This window comes from Candidatus Poriferisodalis sp. (assembly GCF_965214215.1).
In the GTDB taxonomy this organism is placed as follows: Bacteria; Actinomycetota; Acidimicrobiia; order Acidimicrobiales; family Poriferisodalaceae; genus Poriferisodalis.
Map to the genome: position 1 here is coordinate 1,420,943 of NZ_CBDCBD010000003.1, position 22,069 is coordinate 1,443,011.

General features: G+C 66.0%; 22 protein-coding genes. 15 read left to right on the forward strand and 7 right to left on the reverse strand.

What is annotated here, in order from left to right; genetic code table 11:
* The first annotated feature begins 26 nt into the window (after window positions 1-26).
* Complete coding sequence (locus ACOOF5_RS08900) at window positions 27-1,235, forward strand: MFS transporter (protein WP_420438275.1); 1,209 nt, start codon at window positions 27-29, stop codon at window positions 1,233-1,235.
* A 24-nt stretch (window positions 1,236-1,259) separates the two neighbouring features.
* Here the strand turns inward: ACOOF5_RS08900 and ACOOF5_RS08905 are convergent, their stop codons facing one another.
* Complete coding sequence (locus ACOOF5_RS08905) at window positions 1,260-3,530, reverse strand: xanthine dehydrogenase family protein molybdopterin-binding subunit (protein ID WP_420438277.1); 2,271 nt, start codon at window positions 3,528-3,530, stop codon at window positions 1,260-1,262.
* Window positions 3,531-3,568: 38 nt separating this feature from the next.
* On the reverse strand, window positions 3,569-5,266 hold the full coding sequence (locus ACOOF5_RS08910; protein WP_420438279.1) for a flavin-containing monooxygenase: 1,698 nt from the start codon (window positions 5,264-5,266) through the stop codon (window positions 3,569-3,571).
* Window positions 5,267-5,460: 194 nt separating this feature from the next.
* Here ACOOF5_RS08910 and ACOOF5_RS08915 point away from each other — a divergent pair, with 194 nt between their 5' ends.
* On the forward strand, window positions 5,461-6,489 hold the full coding sequence (locus tag ACOOF5_RS08915; protein WP_420438281.1) for an LLM class flavin-dependent oxidoreductase: 1,029 nt from the start codon (window positions 5,461-5,463) through the stop codon (window positions 6,487-6,489).
* A 77-nt stretch (window positions 6,490-6,566) separates the two neighbouring features.
* Here ACOOF5_RS08915 and ACOOF5_RS08920 read toward each other — a convergent pair whose 3' ends face one another.
* Entirely contained in the window at window positions 6,567-7,412 is an 846-nt protein-coding gene (locus ACOOF5_RS08920) for a gamma-glutamyl-gamma-aminobutyrate hydrolase family protein (RefSeq protein WP_420438283.1), read from the reverse strand.
* A gap of 269 nt (window positions 7,413-7,681) precedes the next feature.
* Here ACOOF5_RS08920 and ACOOF5_RS08925 point away from each other — a divergent pair, with 269 nt between their 5' ends.
* The 4 genes from ACOOF5_RS08925 to ACOOF5_RS08940 all read left to right on the forward strand — a co-directional run bounded on the left by ACOOF5_RS08925 (window position 7,682) and on the right by ACOOF5_RS08940 (window position 10,198).
* Complete coding sequence (locus ACOOF5_RS08925) at window positions 7,682-9,136, forward strand: hypothetical protein (RefSeq protein ID WP_420438285.1); 1,455 nt, start codon at window positions 7,682-7,684, stop codon at window positions 9,134-9,136.
* A complete protein-coding gene (locus ACOOF5_RS08930; RefSeq protein ID WP_420438287.1) occupies window positions 9,084-9,323 on the forward strand; it encodes a hypothetical protein in 240 nt (79 codons plus the stop codon). The genes ACOOF5_RS08925 and ACOOF5_RS08930 overlap by 53 nt, the downstream gene beginning before the upstream one ends.
* Before the next feature lie 24 nt (window positions 9,324-9,347).
* Window positions 9,348-9,767, forward strand: a complete 420-nt coding sequence (locus tag ACOOF5_RS08935; protein ID WP_420438289.1) for a hypothetical protein — start codon at window positions 9,348-9,350, stop codon at window positions 9,765-9,767.
* Window positions 9,768-10,015: 248 nt separating this feature from the next.
* Complete coding sequence (locus ACOOF5_RS08940) at window positions 10,016-10,198, forward strand: hypothetical protein (protein ID WP_420438291.1); 183 nt, start codon at window positions 10,016-10,018, stop codon at window positions 10,196-10,198.
* A gap of 1 nt (window position 10,199) precedes the next feature.
* Here the strand turns inward: ACOOF5_RS08940 and ACOOF5_RS08945 are convergent, their stop codons facing one another.
* Complete coding sequence (locus ACOOF5_RS08945; RefSeq protein WP_420438293.1) at window positions 10,200-10,769, reverse strand: hypothetical protein; 570 nt, start codon at window positions 10,767-10,769, stop codon at window positions 10,200-10,202.
* A gap of 297 nt (window positions 10,770-11,066) precedes the next feature.
* Between ACOOF5_RS08945 and ACOOF5_RS08950 the strand changes: the two genes are divergently transcribed.
* The 5 genes from ACOOF5_RS08950 to ACOOF5_RS08970 are packed head-to-tail and all read left to right on the forward strand — an operon-like array spanning window position 11,067 to window position 14,184.
* Window positions 11,067-11,267: a hypothetical protein gene (locus ACOOF5_RS08950; protein WP_420438295.1), complete on the forward strand. Its 201-nt coding sequence runs from the start codon at window positions 11,067-11,069 to the stop codon at window positions 11,265-11,267.
* Entirely contained in the window at window positions 11,257-11,712 is a 456-nt protein-coding gene (locus ACOOF5_RS08955; RefSeq protein ID WP_420438297.1) for an SDH family Clp fold serine proteinase, read from the forward strand. Before ACOOF5_RS08950 ends, ACOOF5_RS08955 begins: the two co-directional genes overlap by 11 nt.
* Before the next feature lie 4 nt (window positions 11,713-11,716).
* The gene (locus ACOOF5_RS08960; RefSeq protein ID WP_420438299.1) at window positions 11,717-11,917 is read left to right on the forward strand and encodes a hypothetical protein; all 201 of its coding nucleotides are present in this window, start codon (window positions 11,717-11,719) and stop codon (window positions 11,915-11,917) included.
* Between the two features lie 12 nt (window positions 11,918-11,929).
* Window positions 11,930-13,750: an SWIM zinc finger family protein gene (locus ACOOF5_RS08965; protein WP_420438301.1), complete on the forward strand. Its 1,821-nt coding sequence runs from the start codon at window positions 11,930-11,932 to the stop codon at window positions 13,748-13,750.
* A complete protein-coding gene (locus tag ACOOF5_RS08970) occupies window positions 13,747-14,184 on the forward strand; it encodes a GFA family protein (RefSeq protein ID WP_420438303.1) in 438 nt (145 codons plus the stop codon). The genes ACOOF5_RS08965 and ACOOF5_RS08970 overlap by 4 nt, the downstream gene beginning before the upstream one ends.
* 18 nt (window positions 14,185-14,202) lie before the next feature.
* Here the strand turns inward: ACOOF5_RS08970 and ACOOF5_RS08975 are convergent, their stop codons facing one another.
* Window positions 14,203-15,003 (reverse strand): pyridoxamine 5'-phosphate oxidase family protein, encoded by an 801-nt coding sequence (locus ACOOF5_RS08975; protein ID WP_420438305.1) that lies wholly within the window; start codon window positions 15,001-15,003, stop codon window positions 14,203-14,205.
* A gap of 227 nt (window positions 15,004-15,230) precedes the next feature.
* Between ACOOF5_RS08975 and ACOOF5_RS08980 the strand changes: the two genes are divergently transcribed.
* Window positions 15,231-16,463: an LLM class flavin-dependent oxidoreductase gene (locus ACOOF5_RS08980; RefSeq protein WP_420438307.1), complete on the forward strand. Its 1,233-nt coding sequence runs from the start codon at window positions 15,231-15,233 to the stop codon at window positions 16,461-16,463.
* A gap of 53 nt (window positions 16,464-16,516) precedes the next feature.
* Here ACOOF5_RS08980 and ACOOF5_RS08985 read toward each other — a convergent pair whose 3' ends face one another.
* Entirely contained in the window at window positions 16,517-17,395 is an 879-nt protein-coding gene (locus ACOOF5_RS08985; protein WP_420438309.1) for a haloalkane dehalogenase, read from the reverse strand.
* Between the two features lie 137 nt (window positions 17,396-17,532).
* Window positions 17,533-18,447: a YceI family protein gene (locus tag ACOOF5_RS08990; protein WP_420438311.1), complete on the reverse strand. Its 915-nt coding sequence runs from the start codon at window positions 18,445-18,447 to the stop codon at window positions 17,533-17,535.
* Between the two features lie 28 nt (window positions 18,448-18,475).
* On the opposite strand from ACOOF5_RS08990, the gene guaB reads away from it, so the two are divergent.
* The 3 genes from guaB (at window position 18,476) to ACOOF5_RS09005 (ending at window position 22,044) form a co-directional block, all read left to right on the forward strand.
* Window positions 18,476-19,555, forward strand: coding sequence for an IMP dehydrogenase (guaB, locus tag ACOOF5_RS08995; protein WP_420438313.1), 1,080 nt, complete (start codon window positions 18,476-18,478; stop codon window positions 19,553-19,555).
* 79 nt (window positions 19,556-19,634) lie between these two features.
* Complete coding sequence (gene queF, locus ACOOF5_RS09000) at window positions 19,635-20,018, forward strand: preQ(1) synthase (protein ID WP_420438315.1); 384 nt, start codon at window positions 19,635-19,637, stop codon at window positions 20,016-20,018.
* 37 nt (window positions 20,019-20,055) lie between these two features.
* The gene (locus ACOOF5_RS09005) at window positions 20,056-22,044 is read left to right on the forward strand and encodes a putative glycoside hydrolase (protein ID WP_420438317.1); all 1,989 of its coding nucleotides are present in this window, start codon (window positions 20,056-20,058) and stop codon (window positions 22,042-22,044) included.
* Window positions 22,045-22,069 lie beyond the last annotated feature (25 nt).

The window sequence follows — 22,069 nt, forward strand, 5'->3', positions numbered from 1 at the left end:
GGTGCGGAACTAGCGTGCAGGGGCTTATGAAGAGGCGGGGCACGACGGGCGAGTGGCGCCGCGTGCTGCTCTATTTCGGCGGAATGATGGGGCCGCTCGGCACGTTCGTGATGCTGCCGATGATCCCCGAGCTGCGCTTGACGTTCTCGGTCACCACCGGCCAGATCGGCTGGGCTCTGTGGTGTTACCTCGTGCCGTTCGCTGGGCTCTTGCTGGTGTCGGGCACGATCGCCGACCGCTGGGGCCGCGCCCGGGTATTGCGCCCTGCCGTTGCGCTGTATGCAGTGGCGACCCTCGGATGCGCAATCGCGCCCGGGTATTTGTGGTTCCTCGCCGCCCGCGTCGGGCAGGGGTCGATGAACGCATTCATCACACCGCTGCTGCTGGCGATGCTGACCGAGACCGCGTCCGCAGACCGCGTCGGGCGCGTTGTCGGTCGTTATGCGGCCTTCCAGGCCCTCGGTCAACTGTCTGCGCCGCTGCTGGGCGGGATTGGCGCAGACACCAACTGGCGCCTTGCGTACGTCGTGACGGCCGCCGTCGGCGCACTCATCGCACTGCTGCTGCCGAAGAGCCCGAGCACGAAGTCCGAGAGCCCGAACATGTCGGCAAAGGTGCCCAGCCCCTCCGACGCGATCACCTCTCTTGCGCCGATCCCGCCGCCTCGGCTGCGCACACTGATGCGCCTCCCGACACTACTGGTCGCCACGACGGCGCTGTTGGCCGCCTTGGGACCCGTCGGCGCGAGCATCTTGGTGGCGTTGAGCGGCCGGGATGTCATCGGATTGACGGGTTCACAGGTGGGGGTGCTCCTGCTTGGCGGGGGTGCTGCCGGAATGGTCACCGCGCCGCCGTGGGGCATAGCGCTTGACCGCTTAGGTGGGCGGCGAGCAGCCACGATCGCCATCGCCACTTGCTCCGCGCTGGTGGCCCTGCTGCCCGTCGCACAGTCGACCTGGCTGCTTGCATGCATCTGGTTCGTGGCGGGCGCCGCCATCCAGGCCACCGTGGTCAGCTTTCAGTCGCTCGCCTCGATTGCGGCGCCCGACAACCGGACGGGCGCCCTCTCGTTCACTCTGTCGCTGCGGTTCAGCGGTCATGCCATCGGCTCGATTGTGTGGCTCCCCGTGTTCGCGGTCAGCCCGACTGCGGCGTACCTTGCCTCCGCCGCGGTTGGCGGTCTCGCTGTCGTGGCCGTACTGGCCAGCCGGCTGGACACCAACGGCCCAGTCTGAATCGGCCGTTTCGGCCGCGAGCTGTTACGCGTGCTGCAGGTGTTGCCACACGCGCTCGGGCGTGCAGGGGAGCTCGACATGACGGATGCCGAGGTGCGACAGCGCATCAACCACCGCGTTGTGCACTGCCGGCGTGGCGCCGATCGTGCCTGACTCGCCGATGCCCTTAGCGCCCAGCGGGTTGCGGTCGGTCGGCGTCTCCAGCGGGATCCGTTCGAAGCTCGGCAGTTCTGCTGCTGATGCGATGGCGTAGTCCATGAAGTTGCCGGTCAGCGGGTTGCCGTCGTTGTCGTAGACGAACACCTCGCCGAGTGCATGGGTGATGCCGGAGGCCACGCCGCCATGCACCTGTCCTTCGACGATCATCGGATTCACGATCACGCCGGCGTCGTCGCACGTCACATGGCGCAGCGGGGTGACCTGGCCGGTGTCGCGATCCACCTCCACGACCGAGAGCTGCACACCGAACGGAAACGTGGCCGCCGGCGGCTGAAAGTCGCTCTCAGCCTGCAGATCACGACCCTCGGACTCGTTGGCGTGGGCCGCAATCTGGGCCCAGTCGAGTGACCGGGCGGGCGTCCCGACCACCGCGAACGTGCCGGCCTCGACGTCCAGCACGATGTCAGCGGGATCGGCCTCGAGCATTGCTGCGGCGGCTTGCTTGGCCTGCTCGACCACTGCTTCGGCTGCTTCGAACACCGCAGCCCCGCCTGTCTGAAGCGAGCGGGAGCCGCCGGTGCCGCCGCCGCGGGGGATCTCGTCGGTGTCCCCGTGACGCACCTCGATCATGTCGAACGCGATGCCGGTGAGGTCGGCAGCAATCTGGGCGTACGCGGTGTGATGGCCCTGCCCATGGTTCGATGAGCCAGTGAGCACCAGCGCCGATCCGTCGTGCCGGACCTCCATGGCGCCGAATTCCGGTGCGCCCATCGGGTTCGAGATCTCCACGTAAGCGCTCCAGCCCAAGCCGAGCAGCTTTGATGAGCCCTGCGAGCGGCGTCGCTGCTGCTCGGCTCGCAGGCTCCGGTAATCGGCAGCTTCCGTCACGGCGTCGAGGGCTTTGGCGTACTCGCCGGAGTCCATGTCGGCGCCGGTGGGGGTCTTGAACGGGAACGCCTCAGGCTGGATGAAGTTGCGGCGCCGCAGCTCGCCGGGGTCCATCCCTATCTCGGCCGCGAACAGGTCCATCATGCGTTCGATCGCCAAAGCGGCCTCCGGTCGGCCTGCTCCCCGGTACGCGCCCACCGGCGCAGTGTTCGTTAGGACCGAATTGGTGGACACCGCCACGTTCGGAATGTCGTACACGCCCGTTGCCATGGTGCGCACGAACATGGGCAGCAGTGACCCGATCATGGGGTAGGCGCCGGCGTCCTGCAGTGCGTCCACCTCGTAGGTCGTCACGTTGCCGTCACGGGTGCCCCCGAGCCGTGCCGAGTACGAGATCGCCCGGGCATGGGTGAATCCGGTCATGGATTCCGAGCGAGTCTCCGCCCAGCGCACAGGGCGTTCGAGGCGGCAGGTGAGGCGCGCCACCACGAAGTCTTCGACATATTGGGCGTTCTTGGCGCCGAAGCCCCCGCCGACATCGGGCGTGATGACATGGACCTGGCTGGGCTCCAGCCCGCAGAATGCCGACAGGGTGTCCCGGGTCTGGTGGGGGAACTGCGTGCAGGCCCAATAGGTAAGCCGCTGTGTGGCAGGGTCCCAGGAGGCCAGCGCAGCGCGAGGCTCGATGGGGGCTGCGGTCATCCGGGGGTTGGTGAACGCCAGCTCGACGGTGACCTCGCAGCCGGTGAAGGGGTCCTGCCCGTCTTGGGGGCCCGAAGGGATGGCGAACACCGTGTTGGTCTCGGCCTCGGGGAACAGCAGCCGGTCGTTGCGTGCGGACTCTGCAGTGTCGAGCAGGGGATCGAGCGGTTCGAATTCGGCGTACACCAACTCGGCCGCATCGATCGCTTTAGTCTGCGACTCGGCGACGACCACGGCGTAGGGATCGCCCACATATCGCACCCGATCTGCCGCCAGCGGCGAGCGCAGCATCTGCTGGTTGAGCATGGGCATGCGGGGCGGATCGGCGCTGAGCTCGAGATCGGCCGCTGTGAACACGCCCACAACGCCCGGCATGCCTTGCGCCTCGTCGACGTGGATGGCCGAGATGTCTGCGTGGGCCATCGTCGATCGGACGAACACGGCAGACAGTGCCCCCTCGCATTCGACGTCATCGACGTAGGTGCCGCCGACGGTGAGGAGTTCGGGGTCTTCCTTTCGTTCCACGCGGGTGCCGAGCATGCTCATGAGCAGGGAAATCCTTCGATTGCAGCGTCGCCCGACGATCAGCCGACGCCGACTGCGGTGCGTTGGGTCGCGAACGACACTCCGTCATAGTCGTGATCGGCGATGTCGTCGATGCGTCGCTTGTACTTCGGGGCGCCGCCGTTGTACACGAGGTAGCGGATCGTGCCCTTCTCGTGCCCGTCGACGTTCGAGTTGTAGCCCGTGAACCAGCCCTGCGCCTTGCGCATCAGCATCATGGAGTACATCTCGATGACGTGATTGGTCCATTCCCGCTCGGCGTCTTCGTCGGCCTCGAAGCGGGTGTAGCCGTTCTCCCAGGCGTAGTCGAGCATGCCGGTCACCCAGTCGACGCCGATCTCGATGCCGCGCGGGTAGTTGGTCGAAGCTGAGCCGCTCTGCGGCCCGGCGATGGTCATCAGGTTCGGGAAGCCATGCACCATGAGGCCGATGTAGGTGACCGGCCCGTCGGACCACTTGTCGCGCAGTGCCACGCCGCCCGAGCCCCGGAAATCGATCCGGTCGAAGCTGCCGGTGATGGCGTCGAAGCCGGTGGCGTACACGATGAGATCAAACTCGTGGTGCCCTGTGGTGGTCTCGATGCCGGTCGGGGTAATGCGGGTGATCGGTGTCTCGGTGATGTCAACCAGATCCACATTCGGCTTGTTGTAGGTCTCGTAGTAGCGCGTCTCGAGCGGGACCCGCTGCACGCCGAAGCCGTGGTCTTTGGGGATGAGCTTCTCCGCGATGACCGGGTCGTCGACCCGCTCGCGGATCTTGTCGCCGATGAAGGCCGACAGCTCTGCGTTGGCCTTCTCGTCGAAGAAGATCTCGCGGAAGTTGGCCATCCAGATGCCGAAGCCCGGTTCTCCGTACAGCTTCTCCCACATCGCCCGTCGTTCTTCGGGTGTGACGTTCCAGAAGCCGCGGCGGTCGGGCTCGTGCTCGAAGCCGCCTGGAGTACGTGCGCATTTTTCGAAGATCTCGTCGTAGCGGGCGCGGATGCCGTCCATCTCCTGGTCGGAGATCTCGCTGTTGTGCAGCGGGGCGCACCAGTTGGGCCGCCGCTGGAACACCGTGAGGTGCTCGGCTCGCTCGCCGATGGCTGCGATGGCCTGCACGCCGGTTGCGCCGGTGCCAATCACCGCAACCCGCTTGCCCTCGATCTCGACGGGTTCGGCGGGCCAGTGGTAGGTGTGGAACGACGGTCCTTCGAAGACGTCGGTGCCGTCGGCGTTGACGCCCTCGATGCGGGGATAGGTGGGAGCGGACAGCAGGCCGAGGGCGGTGAGCAGAAACCGGCAGCTCAGGTCACGCCCGTCACCGAGGTGCAGGCGCCAGATGCCGGCGTCGTCGTCGAAGTGCGCTGTCTCGACGGTGCAGTTGAACTGCATGTACTTGCGCAGGTCGAACTTGTCGGCGACGTGGTTCAGGTAGCGCAGGTTCTCCGGTTGGCCCGAGAAGCGTTCCTTCCAGTGCCACTCGTCGAGCAGCTCGTCGGAGAACGAGTAGCCGTAGGTGTAGCTCTCCGAGTCGAACCGGCAGCCGGGGTAGCGGTTCCAGAACCAGGTGCCGCCGAGGTCGCTGCCCATCTCGAGCACGGTCGCATGGACGCCGCGCTCGGCCAGCCGGTACATCTGGTAGATACCGGCCACGCCGGCGCCGATGATGATGACCTCGTACTCAGGCTCGCCTGCGGCGCTGCCGTTCGAGGTTCCGTTCGTCGCTGCTGCTGACATGTCTGATTTCCCCCGCTGGAATCGTTGAACGCGTCGCCTGGACAGACGGCTTGGACTCGGCGAATGGGCTGCCGCCCCGCTCGAGAGCGCCCGATTGATCTGCTTTCCAACAATAGTCGAATGCATGTTAGGAAATCTCCAGGGGACGTATTGCTGGTCGGTCGGCCTCGCCGGCCCGGCTCTAGTCTCCGGGAATGGCTCAACCTCTGCGATTCGGTGTCGTCCACGATCTGCGCAGCCCTCCCGGCAGCGAGGTGCCTCTGGCCGAGATGTACGCCCAAGCGCTCGATCAGCTCGAGATGGCCGACGAGCTGGGCTTCGATCTCGGATGGTTCACCGAGCACCACTTTCTCGACGACGGCCACCTGCCAAATTTCGTGCCGATAGCTGGGGCGGTGGCGGCGCGCACGTCCCGCATCCGCCTGTCGACCGACATCTTGCTGGCGCCGTTCGCCCATCCGATCCGGCTGGCCGAGGATTTGGCGATCCTCGACAACATCTCGAACGGGCGCATCGAGCTGGGCATCGGCATGGGCTACGCAGCTCACGAGTTCCGGGGCTTCGGCATCCCGCAGTCGCGCCGGGTGTCGCTGACTGAGGAGTTGGTGCAGATCCTGCGGCTGGCGTGGAAGGGAGAGCCGTTCAGCTTCCACGGCAAGCGTCACCACTTCGACGACCTGCTGGTGACGCCTGCACCGGTGCAGCCCGGGGGGCCGCCGCTGTGGATTGCAGGCATGAGCGCAAATGCGGCAGTGCGGGCCGCTCGCTTTGATACACATCTGCTGCCCCAAGGCGCACCCGAGGTGGTGATGGATCCGTGGAAAGACGAGCTGCGAGCGACGGGCCGCGACCCCGACGACTACCGGGTGGGCATCATCCGCTCGGTGTTCGTGACCGATGACGCCGAGCGGGAGTGGAACCCCATCAAAGCGGCAGAGCGTTACCGGCTCGGCGTGTATGCCAAGTTCTTCGCCGAGACGCCTGACGAGTTCACCGCCTTCGACCCCGACAAGGGTGCGATCCCCCAGAATTGGATCGTCGGCGATGAGGACCACTGCGTCGCCGAGCTGGTGGACTTCATCACGCGCTACGGCTTCACCGACGTGTGCACGTGGGGTGCCTCGCCGGGCATGGCGCCGTCGCTGTTCAACACGTCGCTTGAGCGTCTGGCCCGCAACGTCATCCCGCGGGTGCGCGAAGCCGTCGAGGGCGGCGCCCACTGAGCAGCCAGCCGGCAGGGGTGTGGCGGACGGTCGTGGCGTAGCCGGCCGGCTGTGCTGCGGCCGTTTCGTCGCTGAGATCAGCGGCTGGCGCGTTCGACGAGCCAGCTGAAGCAGGGGTCCGTCAGCGCTTCGGTCATCAGTTCGGGATGCCACTGCACCCCAAGAATCGGCAGTTCGGTGTGCTCGATGCCTTCGATGATCCCGTCGGTGGAGTGGGCTGTGGCGATGTAGCCGTCGCCAAGCTGATCGACCGCTTGGTGATGCAGTGAGTTCACAGCTACCTCGGGGCCGTACATCTCGCGCAGCTGGCTGCCTTCGGTCGTGGTGACGGTGTGGGGCGTGGCATCAGGCGGTCCGTCGGTTGCCGCGTGCTCGGGCAGGTGCTGGTGCAGTGTCCCGCCGGCAGCGATGTTGATGAGCTGCGGGCCGCGGCAGATGCCCAGCACCGGCAAGCCGCTGTTGACGGCGGCGTCGAGCAGTCCGATCTCGAACTCGTCGCGCAGCGGCACCTTGCTGTCGGCGCTGCTGGTGTCGCCGGCTTGCCCAGCGCGGCCGCCGTCGCGAGCGTGCAGTGTGGCCATGGGGGTCACGCTGCTGGTGTCGTCGCTGTCGTTGTCGAATCCGGCGGCGCGCTCGGCGAACGGATCGACGCCCTCGTACACCCGCTCGCGCAGGCGATCGGCGTACAGGCAGGCCGCCACGTCCTCGCCGCCCGTGAGCAGCACAGCGTCGAGGTGCGGCACCACGTCGGCGGGGTCGGCATCGAGCGGCACATGGAGCGCGATCGCCCCCGCAGCATGAACCGCCTGGGCGTAGTGAGCGATGTAGAGATCGACTTCGACGTCGACGAACACAGGCGGGAAGCCTCGGATGCGGGCACCGGAGCGGCGCCGTCCCGACAATCCAATCAGCGGCTTGGGCACCGGGCCACCCTAGAGAGCGGCGGATAGGTGCGTTTGTTTGCTGCATCGGCCGTTGTCTCGCGCTGATGTTGGCTGCCCAGTTCCCGGCTTCGCTTCGCGGTTCAGTACCCGGCTTCACGTTGCGGTTCAGCCACCCGGCAGCGTGGCGTTGCGCGATTCGCCTCGGGCCATTTGCCGAGCGTGTGCAAGTACGGTCGCGCGCATGGTGGTGCGGTGCGCGACCTCGTGCGACAGTCAGTGCTCAGGGCGATGCGGAGCGGCGCACGGACATGCCTGATGACCCTGTTGTGCTAGTGCCGCAGGAGTCGAGCGACGCCAGATCTGCGGTTGTCGAGTCTCCGCAGGGTGCCGACGGGCCTCGAACCCGCTGGTGGCTGGTCGCGGCCGCCGCGATCGCGATTCTCATTGCCGCTGTCGCAATCAGTTCCCAATACGGCTCCGACACAGCCAGCGATGGTGCCGAAGCCGCGTCGGACGCATCCGACCTGGACGCGGAGGCGCCGGTGGATGAAGCAGAGGTGCCCCAGGCGCCGCCGGCGGATTCAGCGCCCACGGACCAGACCGACCCAGACCCCGCGGGCGACGAATCGACCGATGACGAAGACGATCAGAGCGCGGAGTTGTCGCAAGCCTTCGGCGAGCCAGAGCACCCGGTCTCAGGCGTGGAGCCGTACATCCCGAGCCGGGTACGGCCCGTCGAACTCGGCCCGCCGGCGGAGGTCTGCAGCGGGCCACTCATGGCGAACCGGATCCAGCTTCCCCTGCGATTCGCCAGTACCAAGCCGGATCGCATCGACCAGCTGACATGGTCGCCGGATTGCCGGCGCATCGTGTTCCGGGTCGGCTCAACGCTGTGGTTGGCAGACGGCGACGGCACGGGTGACATGCCATTTCTCACCGCCCAGCACGGCCTCAGTGCTCCGGTGTGGTCACCCGACAGCCAGTGGATTGCGTTCTCGCAGGGTGCCATCGTGGAAGGAGAGCGGGCCAGCCACATCTTCATGGTTCTGCCCGATGGCCTGGGCCTCGCTCAGCTCACCCACGGGGCCGTGTTGGATCGAGATCCCTCGTGGTCCCCGGGTGAGTCTCGCATTGCGTTTGCTCGGCGAGCACGGGTAACCGACGCTGATGGAGGCACCCAATTCGTGCACCGCATCGTGGTGGTCGATCTGATGAGCGGCGACGAGCAGGAGGTTGCAAGCAGTGCTGAGCGAATGTCGGCGCCGTCGTGGTCGCCTGATGGTGGTGCCATCGCCTATCGGGTCGGCGACGAGCTGAGAGCGTTGCGGCTCGACGACCCGTCCCGTTCCACGCTGTTGGTGGGAGTTGTCGGCGGCCCGGGCTCCTGGTCTCCCGATGGCTCGCGAGTAGCGGCGTTTCGGGACTGGATCGATGGCGGGGCCACGATCTTGGTCAGCGACCTGCCGGAGCTCTCTCCCGGGGACCTGCAGGTAATTTCAGTGCGGGGCGTCGAGCAGGCTTCGCTGAGCATGGTGCCCGCGCTGCAGTGGAGCGCTGACGGCCAGCGCTTGATCTTCTCCGACTCCGCCTCGCCTACCAGCCACTGGGCGTACTCGATCGTGGTGCCGCCGCCAGCCCCTCCGGCGGAGCAAAAGGCGACGGCGGATGTCGTCGAGGCGGTGTACGATGTGGTGTATGCAGCGTACGAACGTGTACTTGACGGCGGAACAGGCCGAGCATCTCGATGCTCGTGCCGCCGTTGACGGCACGACTCGCAGCGCTGTCCTGCGAGGCATCATCGACGATGCCGCTGCCCAGCCGGTCGTGCTTGACGCTGAGATTCGCCGAGCCCTGACGGAACTCGCCGACGGCTATCCAGCAGTGTCAAGGCGCTTGTTCGGCGGAGATCCGCAGCTCGGCATCGACCCGGTCGAGACTGAGCCCGGATAGGCCGGGCGCCGGATCTCGTCGGGCATGTCGGTTGTCGACGATCATCTCGCGCTGTCGATCCTCTCCGGACGGCAGGTTCGACACTGGCCCGACGGAGCTCCTTGGATTCCGTGGGGATTCCACTTCCGGCTGGTGAGGGCCGTCCTGGACATGCGTTTGCAGGGACGCTTGAGCAGTGGGATCGACGAGCGGGTGCTGCGCCTCGTTGTGGCGCCCCCTGCCGACATGCTGCGCGTGATCGACCCGCGCAATCTCACTGCCACCGCCGCACGTCTGATGACCCTGTATCCGCTCAGCCTCGTGGGTGCAGAACTGCTGTCGGCAGGCATCGTGCTCGGGACGCCGGTACATGTGGGCCACGGCAACGTCGGTCGCTCGTGGCCCGAGGTTGCCGAAGCCGAAGGCATCGATCTGCACATCGAACCCGCCAACCCGACCGACTGACCGCCTCGGGCCGATGTTGTGGTGATCGATGAGGCGTACCACTTCGGGAACCATGGTCGGCCGGGTGATTCGCTGCAGTCGGAAATCTTGTAGTTGGAGAGGCCAATTTTCTACAGCGTCGAAGTCAGATTTTCTGCACTGTCAAGCATCGGGAAGAGACTCCTGGGAGTGTCGAGCGCTTCGGGAGCAGCCGACGGGGAATGTTGGCGGCAGGCACGACGTCGCCAGCGACGAACGGCGAAAGTGAGATGCTGACACCTGCCGGATATCTGTCCCGGATTGCGGACGGCGTGGTCACTGAGCAGTTGCGCGCGATGGGCGCCGTGCGTATCGAGGGGCCCAAGGGCTGCGGCAAGACCTGGACCGGGCTGCGGCACGCCCGCAGCGTGGTTCGACTCGACGATGCCGTACTCAGCTTGCGCGGTCGTTGAATCACCCGGCGCGCTGCAGGTCTACTCGCAGCCTGACGTGGGAGGGCTGCCGGGGCGGATCGGTGAATCCGAAAGCGAGTGGCCGGTCGAGCGGTGCGAGCAGCTCGAGGTCGGTGCCGTCGAGGCGCCCGGTGGCGGCGACGATCCGGCGGGCCGTGCGGGTTCGGTACCACTCCACGACACCAGTCGGGCTGGTGCCGTAGGTGCGGACACCGAGCAGCTTGAACGAGCACCAGTTCTCGATGGTGGCTGTGATCCAGCGGGGTCGCGGCGGCAGGCTGAGGCTGGCCAGTCCGATCTTCATGCGCAGTTCGAGGCCGTCTGAGCGAACGGTGTAGCGGCGTCCGTCGCGTTCCGCAGAAACGACTTGGTGGCGGACATCGTCGAATGGGTATACCGAGACGGCGTACGCAGCCGCGTCGGCATTGGCGAGCAGGACACGGCGCCCGTTGGGCATCGCCCACATGATGTCGACAAAGGGGCCGATGGGGCTGTGCTTCCAGTCGCCGATCACGAATCGATGACCAGAGGCGAATCCCACAGACGTGATCGAGCCTCGAAGCGTCTCCATCACCGGCACGCCTGCATCAACCTGTCGGTGATGGCCATGAACCTGCGCATGTTCGGTTTGTCGTGTCGTAAGCACCCGAATGTCGTGCGGGGTGGCCCTGAACCTAGAGGGAGCGTCAGGTGCGTGCGACAATGAGCAGGTGGGAACTGACCGCGGGCCGAGCGGGCGTGGCGAGTTCGCATACGTGTCGGCCTGTCTATGGCGTCGGCACCTTCCTGTCACACGGTCTGCCTACCCTTGACACCAGATACAGCGGTGCGCTGCACGCCTTGCACCTCCGCTCGATAGGGAGCACCGATGTCTGAGACCTTGCCGATCACACCCGAGGAACGCAGGAACGAGCCGACGCTCGTTGAACGAGTGGCTCGAGCGCGGCGAGCCCGCGAAGAGGCTGCAGAGCGAGTGGCGCGTCGATACGCCACGATCAAGCCAGATGAGCGCCGCTGGCGGGTGCGTGACGAACTTGATCTCGGTTCGGAGCGACTGCATGTCCGATGAGGTGCAGCCTGATGGCGTGCCGTCTCAGAGTGCATTCTTCAGGGCGTCTGAAGCTGCCCGTTATGCGCGGCAAGCTGAGATTCGCGCTTACGAGGACTCCACGGGTCGCGCCCTCGTCGTATTTTGGGGTCCGATCCTCTCGGCTGTGGTAACACCGTTCGCGGACGCAATCAAAGACGTACGACCTGGTCAGCCCCTTGACCTTATGTTGACCTCACTTGGTGGGGATGCCAAAGCCGCGCTTCGTATTGCGACGATGTGCCACGCAGAACGCGACGACTTTCGCGTCGTTGTCCCGGACACGGCGGCATCGGCTGCGACCCTTCTGGCTCTGGCGTCTGAGGCTGTTGTCATGAGTGATACATCTGCAAGCGCGCTGAGTCTCAGCTGCCCGGAATGCGCTCGGCCGCATCAATTGCGTGGCGGCATCTGCGCGCGAAAATAAACAGGTGAACATCCACGTGCCCCAGAGCCCCGTCGGCGGGCATTCTGATCTCACTCGGCAATTGCCGGACTTCTGGGTGACGAAGCCTGTCGATGAACTCGCCGATGAGCAGAACGTTGCCCCCGTGGCGGACATCGGGGAGTTGAGTCTCCCAAGCCTCACCGCAGACGAGGCCAGCGCATTCATGGAAGCCCTCGGTCGCTGAGCTTGGGTGCTCATGAGCATCGCCGACGAACTGAGTCCGACGCTTGACGTTCGCATGGTCGGGGACCTCGCCGGGCCGGATGTGTTCGAGCGCGGCGTGGGGTACTGGGAAGACGGCCGAGTGGAGTCGCTAGCTGAAGGGGACGAGCGGCTGCAAGCGACCGTGCGAGGCACTGTGCCCTATGGCGTCGAGATGTGGTTCGACGACGACAGCTTGCGGTGGACCTGCTCATGCCCGGCAGCCGAAGACGGCTCGTTCTGCAAGCACTGCACTGCGGTAGCTCTGTCGCTGATCTATGGCGATGAGCCGTCGGATGGAACTGCCGCAACGCCATCTGCGAAAGCAGGCAAGCAGAGCACCGAAGGCGAACTGCTCGCTGACTTCGTCGGCCGGCTCGAACACGAGCGGCTCGCGGAGATCGTGCTGAGTCAAACAGGCGCTGACTGGCGACTGCGAGAGCAATTGCTGCTGGAAGCCAGGGCCGAACGGGGACTGGGACTCGACATCGCGCAGTGGCGCGAGACAATCGACAGCGCATTCAGCTTCGGCGAGCTTGACCGGCGTGGCTACGTGCACTACCGCGACACTGCTGACTGGGCAGACGAGGTGAACGAGGTGATCGACGCCCTCGCCGAGCTCATCGACGCGGGCTACGGCGAGGCGGCGGCGGAGCTCGTCGAGCACGCGTACATGAGGACCGATCTCGCAATGGGCGAGATCTACGACGAGGACGGCACGCTGATGATGGTCGGCGAGCGGCTGGGGGACCTGCATTTTCAGGCATGCGAGGCCGGATCGCCCGAACCAGTCAAGCTCGCGCAGCGTTTGGCGAAGCTGGAGCTCAACTACGAGCTGGAGGCGTTCTTTCGGTCTGCGGCGCCCTACGCGGAGTTGCTGGGTTCGGCGGGGCTCGCGGCATTTCGCGAGTCCGTCGAGCCGAGCTGGCTCAAGATCGACCCGGCAGGCGGTCAGTGGCGTACCCGGGACCACCGCGCGCGAGAGGCGATGATCGGATGGGCGCTCGCCACTGGTGATCCGGACGCGCTCGTCGAGGCGCATCGGCGTGAGCGCATCCGCCCGAACGAGACGCTGGAGATCGCTCGGGCGTATGAGGCCGCAGGGCGCGATGACGAAGCGGTGACTTGGGCGCGCACGGGGATTGCCGAATTCGGCCATGATGCGTGGCACACAGGCGAACTGTGCGATTTCCTAGCTCGGAAGCTGCGTGAGCAGGGCAAATCCGGCGCGGCGGTCGATCTGTACTGGAACGCGTTCACTGCCAGCCCATCGCTAGGGGCCTGCCGGACATTGGTGCGCCAAGACGACCGACCAGACTGTCCAGACTGGTTGGAACGCTGCTTGCGGCATCTCCGCGGCCGCTTGGGGACGAGCTCGGTGACCACGGCATCGCCGTCGACGCTGCCGACCGAAGTCATAGCCACCGGGTTCGATGCCACACCGAGCGCGGAGATCGTCCTCGTCGAGATCCTGCTGTACGAGGGACGTGCCGAAGAGGCGTGGGCGACGGCATTGCAGCACGGCACCAGCTGGCAGCTGTGGATGGCGCTCGCACGAGCGCGCGAGCCGACGGCGCCCCGTGACTCGATCGCGATCTACGAATCGCAGGCCTTGGCGGTCATCAACCGCAAGAAGGCTGACCAGTACTGGGTCGCCGTCGACCTGATGTCTCGGATACGGCGCCTGGCCGTCGAGGCTGGCGAGCCGGCGCTGTTCGATTCGCTGCTGCACCGCGTCAGAACCGATCACAAGGCGAAGCGCCGCCTCCAAAGCGAGATGAAGGACCTGACGCCGCTCGCTGAGGAATTGACATGAGCGAGACGGCCGAGCCTGCTTCGGCGCCGGTGGCGTCGGGGCACTGCATGTGCGGCGGTGTGAGCTACGAGGTGCACGGACCGATCCGACAGGTGTGGGACTGCCACTGCTGGCGGTGCCGTCGTTGGACGGGGCACTTCATGGCGGCCACAGGATGCGAGAGGGCGGACCTCCGGCTGGTCTCGGATGCCTCGCTGTCGTGGTACCACCCAGCCGACGACCCCAACGTGGCCTACGGCTTCTGCGGGGAGTGCGGCGGGTCGATGTTCTGGAGGGTGGCAGAGGGCGAACTGCACCAGATCGACCACATTGCGATCTGCGCCGGCACCCTCGACCTCCCCTCGGGCCTGCACACCGAGCGGGCCATCTTCATCGACGAAGCCGCCGACTACCACAAGCTTGACCCTGCGATCCCCGCCGAGAGCCACGAATAGACCAACTGAGGGCGAGCTTTACGTGTCGTAGACGGCGTCGTCGATCTCGCCTGGCGCCACGCTCAGTCCTTCTGGTCCGAAGCCTGCGCGGCCCCGCCAAGGATCTTCAGTCCTTGTGAGTTCGTCGGACAGACGAGTGTCGGGGGTGCGGTGGGCGAGGTTGGCGACGGCTGATGGCGTGGGGATGCCTTCGGTGAGGTCGGCGGCGGGCGTCGGCAGTTCGAATCGGGTGGTAAGCGGGACAACGCCGGCCCACCAGTCACCGGCCATGTCCTCGGCGTCGTCGACCGGGTCGCCGGTTCGGACCTTGGCCGATGCCTCTGCCAGCGGCAGCTCGAGCACTAGCGTGGCTCGCAGATCCTCGGCGCTTGGCGGCCGGGAGGTGTCCCAGTTGGCGACGATGTGGTCAGTCACCAGCTTGAGTGCTCGTTCTTTGGCCGCTGCTTCGGTGACGCGATGGGCACGACCGCGCACCACGACGCAGCGGTAGTTCATCGAGTTGTGGAACGGCGTGCGAGCCATCACCAGCCCGTCGAGGCGGGTGACCGTCACGCAGATCTCGGTGCCTTCGCCGGAGTTCAGCAAGTGGTTGGCCAGCGCCCCGTGTAGGTACAGATTCTCGTCGTCGCGGCCATAGGCCATCGGAAGCACAAGCGGCCCGTCGGGAGTGTCAACGCCCACGTGCGCAATGAGCCCAGCATCAAGGATCTCGGCCACCTCATCGCGTCCATAGCGACCGCGTTCCGCCATGCGCCGCAGCTTCATTCGGGCAGACGGTGCCTGCGCGCTGTTCTTGTCTGACTCGCTTGATTCGTTCACGCCAGCACCGTACGCGGCACACGCCTCGCTGCGTCTACTCGGGCGAGGAATCCTGACGTAGCGGCGGGAGGGGTGGGTGGCAGCGAACGGGGCCCCCGCAGCCGCAGCTTGCGAGGACTGCGGGGTGTTCGCTGACAGGACCCGCCCCGGGCGGCAGACTCCGAGCCAAGAGCCCGATTCTGCCCGCCACCTAGGATGACCGGCGGCCGTCAACGAGGGGAACTGCCATGAAGTTCGGGATCTTCTACGAGCTGCAGCTGCCGAGGCCGTGGAAGGACGACTCCGAGTACGTCTTGTTCCAACAGGCACTCGACCAGATCGAACTGGCCGACAAGCTCGGCTACGACTACGCGTGGGAGGTCGAGCACCACTTCCTCGAGGAGTACAGCCACAGCTCCGCGCCTGAGGTCTTCTTGGCGGCGGCCAGCCAGCGCACAAAGAACATCCGCCTCGGGCACGGCATCGTGCAGCTGCCCACCAACCATCCCGCCCGCGTCGCCGAACGGGTCTCAACCCTCGACATCGTCAGCGGGGGCCGGGTCGAACTCGGCATCGGCGAAGGCTCGTCGGTCACCGAGCTGCACCCCTTCGATCGCCGCTTCCGCGACAAGCGCGTCGTCTGGGAAGACGCCGTGCGCTGCCTCATGCCGATGTTCCAAGAGGTCAACCACTCCTACGACGGGGAGATCTTCAAGTTCCCCGCCCGCAATGTGGTGCCCAAGCCGTACCAGAAGCCGCACCCGCCGCTGTGGGTGGCATGCAGCCAGCTCGACACGATCGTCATGGCGGCCCGGCGAGGCATGGGAGCGCTGGGCTTCTCATTCGTGTCCGCCGACGCAGCCCGGGCCTGGGTGAACGCCTACTACAACAACTACCTCAACCACCTCGACCCGCTCTGCGACTACCAGACCAACCCCGGCGTGGCGGTCGTCAGCCCGTTCATGTGCGCCGAGACCGACGAGGAAGCCCAGGCCAAGGCCGAGGGCTGGACGTTCTTCCAGTTCTCGCTCGTGTTCTACAACTCCCACGGCCCCGTCGAGCCGGGCTCGGTCAACCTGTGGGACGAGTACCAGGAGTGGAAGAAGTCGCCGAAAGGGCAGAAGGCCAGCAACAACGTCGGCCTGGTGGGCTCACCCGAGACCATCCGCCGCAAGCTCGAGATGTACGAAGACGCCCACGTCGATCAGCTCATCCTGCTGAACCAGGCCGGCAAGAACACCCATGAAGACATCTGCTCGAGCCTCGAGCTGTTCGCTGCTGAGGTCATGGGGGAATTCCATGAGCGCGACGCGGAGCATCAGGACTGGAAGTCAGCAGTACTGGCCGGCGATGTCGTCCTCGACGACATCGACACCGACCTGTTCCAGGTGATCACCAACCAAACCCCGGTGGAAAAGCGCGAGGAAATCGAGCGCAAGCAGCGCGAGGCCCGCGCCCGCCAAGCAGTCGGACTCAGCTAGCTCAGGCGAAACCAGCCGGTCGCTTCAGCGGTTGGGCGGATCGTGCGACTGATTCAGCGGTTCGCCAGCCAGTCGGCGATGGCTTGGCCGATCTCGTCGGGGCTGTCTTCTTGGCAGAAGTGATTGCCTGCGACGGTCACCTCGGTCTGGTTCGGCCAGGTGCGGCAATAGTCGAGCTGGGGGCCGTTCAGGATCGCGCCCGGATCGGCATTGACCAGCAGTTTCGGCACGTCTGAGCTCGACAGCCACTCGCCGTAGTCGGTCACGATCTGGGTGACGTCGGCCGGTTCGCCTTCGATCGGGATCTGGCGCGGCCACGTAAGGGTGGGACGCCGGTGCTCGGGCTCGACGAACGGGCGCCGGTATTCGTTCATCTCCTCGTCGCTGAGCTTGCGGATGATCGAGCCGGGCAGCACAGCCTCGACGAAGAGATTCTTGGTAATCACCATCTCCTCCCCGGCGGGCGAGCGGAAGCCCTGGAAGATGCCGGCCGCCGCCTCAGGCCACTCGGCCCAAGACATCGGTCGCACGATGGCCTCCATGTACGCGATGCCGCCTACGCGGTCGCGGTGCCGGTTGGCCCAGTCGAAGCCGAGCGCGGAGCCCCAGTCGTGGATGACGAAGGTGATGTTGTCGCCGAGGTCGAGCTGGTCGAGCAGGCCGTCGAGATACTCACGATGCTCCACGAACCGGTACGAGTCGGGACCGGTGTCGTCCAGCTTGTCCGAATCGCCTTGGCCGATCAGGTCGGGTACGACTACTCGGGCGTGCGGCCGGACGTGGGGCACGATGTTGCGCCACAGGTACGACGACGTCGGGTTGCCGTGCAGGAATACGACCGCATCGCCCGATCCTGAGTCGTGGTACGCCATCTGCTTGCCGTTGACGGTTGCGTAGGACTTGGACAGCGGTTCAGCGGAGAGGGTTGCCATGGGTGCTCCTTCGTTCGACCGGATCGGCGCCACATCATGCCCGACTCAGCAACACATCGCATCGGCGCCCAAGGGTGCCGCTGTGCCTAATGGTTCGGATGCCGAACGGCGCCTGCGGTGCCTGATGGTTCGAACGCTCAAGAGCGTTCGAACAGCAGCTGGAATTCCATGATTCCGTGATCTTCTGCTGAGAGGACGATCGGAACCTGCGGAACAGTCACGTCAAAATCGGCGAAGACGAGCTCGACTGAGCCGACCACGGCGATGACGCTGCCGACGAGTTGCGCTTTGATGTCGACGACAACAGGTTGGGTGATGCCGTTCACCCTCAGGTCGCCCGCCGCCGCGAAACTGACGGGCTCGCCGGTCTCCACAGCACCTTCGATGTGCAGTTCCTCGGTGAGCACGAACGTCGCTGTCGGGTGCTGGGAGGTTCCCAGGGCTCGCTGCACTGCGCTGTCTCGCCGCCGGTCGTCGGTTTGCAGTGTCGTGAGGTCGACGGTGATCTCCACGGAGGTCACGCGCTCATCGGTGATCTCCAGCGTGCCGCTGATGTCGCCGGTGCGGCCCACTGCGGTGAAAGCGCCGACGTTCGCTAGCTCCTCGTCGACACGAAAACCAGCGAACGAGCCGGTGGCGTCCTCCAGCGTGAACTCTCCGGTCTCGGAATCCACGGCCCAGGTGCCGTCGAGCTCGGCGGTCGCTGTCACGGCAACGTCGGGTGCATTGCTCTCGCTGGAGTTGCTGTCGGCTGTCCCCGCGCCCGCAGCGCTGTCGCTTTCGTCCGTGTCGGCGTCCTCGCTCCCCCCGGCATCGGAGGCAGTGACCCCGCTCGAAAGGGAATCGCTGCCGACATCCGTTGGGGCGGTCGCATCCGATAGCCCAGCAGGTTCGAAGTCGTCTTGGGCCCGTTGGGCGTCTTCGACCGCCTCGGCCAAGCTCACCTCCTCAGGCGCGCCGCCGAGCACTCGCCAGACGCCGAGCGCTGCTGCAGCGGCCACGATCACCAGCAGCACGCCGACGGTCAGCACTGTGCGGCGCCGGGGGCTCATGGCGGCTCACGGTAGCTTGGGACTGCTCATGAAATTGCGCGACCTGCCTACCGGACTGACCTTCGACGATGTGCTGATCGTGCCGCAGCGCTCGTCGATCCGCAGCCGCAGCGATGTATCGGTGCGCACCCGCCTCTCGCGCAACATCTCTCTGGAGCTGCCGGTGATTGCGGCCAATATGGACACGGTCTGCGAACACGAGATGGCGATCTCCATGGCACGCCTCGGTGGTGCGGGAATCGTCCACCGGTTTATGCCCATCGACGCGCAGGCGGGCCAGATCGCGGCGATCAAGCAGGCCGACGACGGTGCACTGGTGGCCGGCGCCGCTGTCGGCACCGACCACGACATGGGTGACCGCGCCAAGGCGCTGGTGGCGGCGGGCGCACAGGTGCTGGTGCTCGACATTGCGCACGGTCACGCAGATCACGCCATCGACGGCGTGCGCCGCCTGAAGGACCGCTTCGCAGATACCGAGGTCATCGCCGGCAACGTGGCCACCGTCGACGGCGCGATCGATATGGCCGAAGCCGGTGCCGATGCGATCAAGGTCGGCGTCGGACCGGGCGGGGTCTGCACAACGCGGCTTGTGGCCGGGGTCGGCGTGCCGCAATTGAGTGCGACCGACAGCGTGGTCAACGGGCTGGCAGACGCCGGGTTCGACTTGCCGGTCATTGCCGACGGCGGCATCAGGACGTCGGGCGACATAGCCAAAGCATTGGCGGTCGGTGCCGAGACGGTGATGATCGGCAGCATGCTCGCGGGAACCAAGGAAAGCCCTGGTGAGGTCGAGCAGGGCCCGCACGGTCTGCGCAAGCGCATCCGGGGCATGGCCAGCTTCGAAGCCATCGAGGCTCGGGCCGAACGTCACGGCGAGGAAATCGACGACGAATACTTCGAGCAGCGGGCGCCCGAAGGCGTCGAAGGCACTGTTCCCTACCGCGGAGAAGCCGGCAAGCTGATCGGTGAACTGATGGCAGGCCTGCGCAGTGCCATGAGCTACACCAACGCCCGCAATCTGGCGGAATTCACCGAGCGCACCGAGTTCGTCGCGGTGACCCCGCTCGGGTTGGCGGAGAACACTCCGCACGCCACCCTGTCGTACTGATCTGGGCCGAGACTCCCTTCTGTCCCGATCCCGACGGGGTGTCGCCGGGCGAATGCCCAGCCCACCGAGGAGTGTCGCAATGCCAAGCGAGCCGTCCAAGGATCTCATTGCGATCGAAGATCCCTACCCGCAGCGCGACTATGAGGTGCGTTGCACGACCCCCGAGCTGACCTGTGTCTGCCCGGTTACGGGTCAGCCCGATTTCGCGACGGTGGAGATCGCCTACATCCCCGATCGGCTCATTGTGGAACTGAAATCGCTGAAGCTCTACCTGTGGAGCTACCGGGATGAACCCGTCCATCACGAGGCCGTCACCAACCGCATCCTCGACGACTTGGTGGCTGCCGTCGCCCCCCAACAGGCCACGGTGCAGACGCGCTGGCTCGTCCGGGGCGGCATCACGACCACCGTCACCGCCCGCCATCCCGCCCGGGCGTCGCTGGTCGATACCGCCGGCGAATGACTGAAGGCCGTCTCGCGGCCTCAATACACTCGATCTGATGCCGTTATTGGCACCAGCCGACCGGCGCGTCCTGCGCGAGCTGCTGACCCGGGGGGGTTCGGCCGAGATCGGCGAGATCAGCGCTTCGGCCGCTTTGGACCGTCAGACGGTGCAGAATTCGTTGGGCACGCTGCAGCAGGCCGGCTTTGCGACCCAAGCAGCCTCGGTGCCGGGGCTGCGAGGCGCACGCTGGGTGCTCACTCGGCACGGTCACGAAGTTGGGCCGTCGCTGGTCGGAAACGACCTCTCAGATGCCGACCAGGTCCATGAGGCGACCGGTCCGGCCGATCCAGCGGAGGGCTGGGGCTTCCCGTGGCGTCCGCCGAAGGCCGAGACTCCGCTGTATGCGAGCGGCCTGAGCCGACGTGCTCGCCGGGTGGCCGACCGAGCGATCAGCGGCATGGCAGGGCCGCCGCCGCGGCGCCGCGGCGGCCGAGCGATCATCGCCGCCGCGCTCGTCGTCGCCACGATCGGCGTGGGCTTCGTGGCGATGAACGCCTTGCGCGTCACCGAAATCACTGTCTCAGGAATCAACGACGGTGCGATGCTGCGGCCGTCGCAACTGGACGGAACCGTCCTGGAGTTCGTCGTGGACGGCGGCGATGCCACCTCAGCGCAGATGCTGCTCGACGGCTTCCCGGTGGGCGGCGTGCAGCGTTACGACAACCGCATCGTGTGGCCGCTGCCGGAGCTGACTGAAGGCACGCACATCGTCGCGTTCGATGTCAATCGGCGCTTTTTCGGCACAGCAGGGACCGAGTTGACGTTCACCGTCGACGGGACGCCCCCGACGGTGGATTTGCCGAGAGTCTTCGACCCGGTGACGCTGGGCGAACCGGTGGTCTTGAGCGGGACCGTCGAAGCGCGGGCAGCCCTGCAGATCGGGGACCAACGGCTCGACACCACGACGGGTTCGTTCAGCCTCACCTTGGAGAGCCCTCCAGGCGGCCCGATTCCGGTGATCGCAACTGACGCCGCAGGCAACAGCACCGCTTTCGACGTCATCATCCCGATCGGCTACCCGCACACCACTGGAGTTCACGTCACCGCGGCGGCGTGGGACCATGACGGACTGCGTTCGTCGGTGCTGGAACTCATCGACCAAGGTCGCATCAACACCGTCCAACTCGATCTCAAGGACGAAGACGGCCGTATCGGTCATCGGACCGATGTCAGCCTCGCCCAACTGGCAGGTGCGTCGAGAGAGTTGTACGACCTTGCGGACGTCATCGACGAGTTGCACGACTTGGGGGTGCGAGTCATCGGGCGCATCGTGGCATTCAACGACCCGACGCTCACTCGCTACGCCGTCGAGCACGGCAACCTGGACTGGGTGCTGCAGACGCCCGACGGGCGCCCGTTGGCGAAATACGGCGGATTCACCAACTTCCATCACTCCGTGGTGCGGCAGTACAACCTGGACATCGCTGCTGAGGCTGCTGAGGCCGGCATCGACGACGTTCTCTGGGATTACATGCGCCGGCCCGAGGGCGACCTGAGCGGCATGCGGATCCCCGGGTGGGACGGTGGCGACCCATCACCGATCATCGTGAGCTTCCTTGCTGAGGCGGGCGGGATGCTGCGCGAAGCGCAGGTGTTCCATGGCGTCTCGGTGTTCGGCATCTCCGCGCGGCGCGGCGAGTTCATAGCGCAGGACATCGGCGCCATGTCCGATCACGTCGACTACGTGGCACCCATGGTGTACCCGTCGCACTGGGGCCGGGGCGAGTACGGCGTGGCGCATCCCGAAGCGCAGCCCTATGACATCACCTACGCGTCGCTGGCAGACTTCCAGGACGTACTGGCTGGTACCAACACTGCGGTTGTGCCGTGGCTGCAGGACTTCACCATGCGGGTCGACTACGGCCCCGACGAAGTGCGCGCGCAGATCGACGCCGCGGCCGACCTCGGCATCAGCGATTGGCTGCTGTGGGATCCCACCGTCACCTACACGGCAGCCGGGATTCCCGTCGCATACGACCAATAGGGCCGGCAACGTCCAGCCGACTGCG

Coding starts and splice junctions, on each gene's coding strand:
- ACOOF5_RS08900 (WP_420438275.1), top strand. CDS start 27: ATGAAGAGGCGGGGCACGACGGGCGAGTGGCGCCGCGTGCTGCTCTAT.
- ACOOF5_RS08905 (WP_420438277.1), bottom strand. CDS start 3,530: ATGAGCATGCTCGGCACCCGCGTGGAACGAAAGGAAGACCCCGAACTC.
- ACOOF5_RS08910 (WP_420438279.1), bottom strand. CDS start 5,266: ATGTCAGCAGCAGCGACGAACGGAACCTCGAACGGCAGCGCCGCAGGC.
- ACOOF5_RS08915 (WP_420438281.1), top strand. CDS start 5,461: ATGGCTCAACCTCTGCGATTCGGTGTCGTCCACGATCTGCGCAGCCCT.
- ACOOF5_RS08925 (WP_420438285.1), top strand. CDS start 7,682: ATGCCTGATGACCCTGTTGTGCTAGTGCCGCAGGAGTCGAGCGACGCC.
- ACOOF5_RS08935 (WP_420438289.1), top strand. CDS start 9,348: ATGTCGGTTGTCGACGATCATCTCGCGCTGTCGATCCTCTCCGGACGG.
- ACOOF5_RS08940 (WP_420438291.1), top strand. CDS start 10,016: ATGCTGACACCTGCCGGATATCTGTCCCGGATTGCGGACGGCGTGGTC.
- ACOOF5_RS08945 (WP_420438293.1), bottom strand. CDS start 10,769: ATGGAGACGCTTCGAGGCTCGATCACGTCTGTGGGATTCGCCTCTGGT.
- ACOOF5_RS08950 (WP_420438295.1), top strand. CDS start 11,067: ATGTCTGAGACCTTGCCGATCACACCCGAGGAACGCAGGAACGAGCCG.
- ACOOF5_RS08955 (WP_420438297.1), top strand. CDS start 11,257: ATGTCCGATGAGGTGCAGCCTGATGGCGTGCCGTCTCAGAGTGCATTC.
- ACOOF5_RS08965 (WP_420438301.1), top strand. CDS start 11,930: ATGAGCATCGCCGACGAACTGAGTCCGACGCTTGACGTTCGCATGGTC.
- ACOOF5_RS08970 (WP_420438303.1), top strand. CDS start 13,747: ATGAGCGAGACGGCCGAGCCTGCTTCGGCGCCGGTGGCGTCGGGGCAC.
- ACOOF5_RS08980 (WP_420438307.1), top strand. CDS start 15,231: ATGAAGTTCGGGATCTTCTACGAGCTGCAGCTGCCGAGGCCGTGGAAG.
- ACOOF5_RS08985 (WP_420438309.1), bottom strand. CDS start 17,395: ATGGCAACCCTCTCCGCTGAACCGCTGTCCAAGTCCTACGCAACCGTC.
- ACOOF5_RS08990 (WP_420438311.1), bottom strand. CDS start 18,447: ATGAGCCCCCGGCGCCGCACAGTGCTGACCGTCGGCGTGCTGCTGGTG.
- guaB (WP_420438313.1), top strand. CDS start 18,476: ATGAAATTGCGCGACCTGCCTACCGGACTGACCTTCGACGATGTGCTG.
- queF (WP_420438315.1), top strand. CDS start 19,635: ATGCCAAGCGAGCCGTCCAAGGATCTCATTGCGATCGAAGATCCCTAC.
- ACOOF5_RS09005 (WP_420438317.1), top strand. CDS start 20,056: ATGCCGTTATTGGCACCAGCCGACCGGCGCGTCCTGCGCGAGCTGCTG.